Below are 2058 nucleotides of genomic sequence, written 5' to 3'. Positions count from 1 at the left end.
GGGCTCTTGGGCGAACAACACCAATGTCAGCAGCGATAGCGACATGGACATCAAGGTCGAGTTCACCCAGCGCATATACCGGGGCTCCCCGGCAGGGATGACATCCTGGGACCTGATGCTGCAGAACAGCAACTACAACGGCTCCTGGACCCCGGAGAAGTTCCGCAGCGAGCTGGGGATCGCGCTCAGGCGCGCCTCGAGCGCCGTCGATGCCAGCCGTAACGTCGCCTTCTACGTTCCGAGCGTCCCGGGCAGCCGCCCCGACACCGATGTGGTGCCGTGCTTCACCTACGTCCACAAGCCCGCCTTCGGTGACCCCAACCGCGGCACGGTCGTGTTCACCAAAGACGGCAAGCACATAGTCAACTGGTCCCAGCAACAGCTGGACAACGGTCGGGCGAAGAACACCCGGACCCCTCTCTGTCAGCCTTGGGTGAGACGTCCCGCTTCGTCGGGTTAGCCTGAGAGGGCACGACAGGAGAACCACCCCCTCATGACCAGCACCACTCCCGCCGGATCCGACCCGGCGCCCCGGCCGAAGCGCCGCACGTTCAGTCCCGAGTACAAGCTGCGGATCGTGGCCGAGTACGACGCCGCGCCCAAGAACGAGAAGGGCGCGGTCCTGCGCCGCGAGCGCCTGTACCACTCGCACGTCAAGGAATGGCGGGCCGCGAGGGATGCCGGGGCCCTGGAGAAGCTGGTCGACCAGCGCACGAGCCCGGCAAGGCCGAAGAAGCCGGCTGCCGAGGCGGAGAACGAGAAGCTGCGCCGCCAGGTGGAACGACTGGAGAAGGAACTGGCCCGCAACAAGGCCGCGCTGGAAGTCATGGGAAAAGCTTCCGCGCTCTTGGAAATGATCTCCGAGGGCGCGGACTGACGCACGCCGCCGCCCCGGTCGCCGACGACGCCTTCGCCGGCGTCGAGGACGCGCTGGGCATCACCGCCGCGTGCCGGCTGACCGGCCGCTCCCGGGCCACCCACTACCGCAGGCTGCGGCCCCCAACGGAACGAAAGCCCAGGAAACCGCAGGTCCAGCCCTCGGCTCTGACGGCCGACGAACGGGCCGCGGTCCTGGAGCTGATGAACTCGGGCGAGTACGCCGAGTTGCCGCCCGCCCAGATCTGGGCCCGTGAGCTGGATGCCGGGCGCTACCACTGCTCCGTCTCCACGATGTACCGGATCCTGCGCGAGAAGGGGCAGTCCGGCGAGCGCCGCCGCCAGGCCACCCACCCGGCCAAGGCGGTGCCGGAGCTGGTCGCCACTGCCCCGTCGCAGGTGTTCACCTGGGACATCACCAAGGCGGCCGGGCCGGCCAGGGGCGTCTGGTATCACGCCTACGTCATCATCGACATCTTCAGCCGCTACGTCGTCGGCCACACCGTCGAGCGGGCCGAATCAGCGGTGCGGGCCGAGGAGTTGATCCGCGAGACCATCGCCCGCAACGGCATCGTGCCCGAGACCGTGCACGCAGACCGTGGCACGTCGATGACCTCGAAGAAGGTCTCGCAGCTGCTGATCGACCTGGGCGTCACACGGTCGCACTCGCGACCGAAGACCTCCAACGACAACCCTTACAGCGAGGCCCACTTCAAGACCACGAAGTACATGTCCGACTACCCCGAACGATTCGACTCACTGGCCCATGCCCGCGAGTGGTTCGACGCGTTCATCACGTACTACAACCACGAGCACCGGCATTCGGGCATCGGCTGGCACACACCCGCCAGCGTGCACTTCGGCACCGCCGAGGAAGTCCGCGACCAGCGCGCAGTCACCCTCGCCGACGCATACGCCCGCCACCCCGAACGCTTCGGCCGCCGCCCCCGACCACCCCGGATACCCCAGCAGGCATGGATCAACGACCCAGCCAAGCGCAGGGAACCCGCACCACAAACCTCATAGCGTCACGACCGTCTCACTGGACTTGAAATCTTCCGGTCCCAAATTCAGCCGTTGCCGACAGGCGGCGACAGCCGTGAATACCAATACCGCGGTGACGGTGTCGACGGGCCCGGTTCATCGGCACCGATGGTCAGCCCAGCCCTCGCAGCCAGCAGG

3 protein-coding genes are annotated in these 2058 nt (G+C 67.2%); all 3 read left to right on the top strand.

Annotated features, from left to right (window positions below; all coding sequences use genetic code 11):
* Positions 1-460, top strand: a 460-nt coding sequence (locus tag ACFW6B_RS41075; RefSeq protein WP_386605048.1) for a hypothetical protein, incomplete at its 5' end; no start/stop codon positions are given.
* 33 nt (positions 461-493) lie between these two features.
* Positions 494-877 (top strand): transposase, encoded by a 384-nt coding sequence (locus tag ACFW6B_RS41070; protein ID WP_181802840.1) that lies wholly within the window; start codon positions 494-496, stop codon positions 875-877.
* A complete protein-coding gene (locus ACFW6B_RS41065) occupies positions 874-1902 on the top strand; it encodes an IS3 family transposase (protein ID WP_386605050.1) in 1029 nt (342 codons plus the stop codon). The genes ACFW6B_RS41070 and ACFW6B_RS41065 overlap by 4 nt, the downstream gene beginning before the upstream one ends.
* The last annotated feature ends 156 nt before the right edge of the window (positions 1903-2058 follow it).

The organism is Streptomyces sp. NPDC058751, from assembly GCF_042746485.1.
Lineage (GTDB): Bacteria > Actinomycetota > Actinomycetes > Streptomycetales > Streptomycetaceae > Streptomyces.
Note: the sequence above shows the minus strand (reverse complement) of the source record. Positions and strands in the feature narration are given on the sequence as shown.

Bases quoted from the DNA above. Each gene is read 5' to 3' on its own strand.
- ACFW6B_RS41070 (WP_181802840.1), top strand. From the start codon at position 494: ATGACCAGCACCACTCCCGCCGGATCCGACCCGGCGCCCCGGCCGAAG.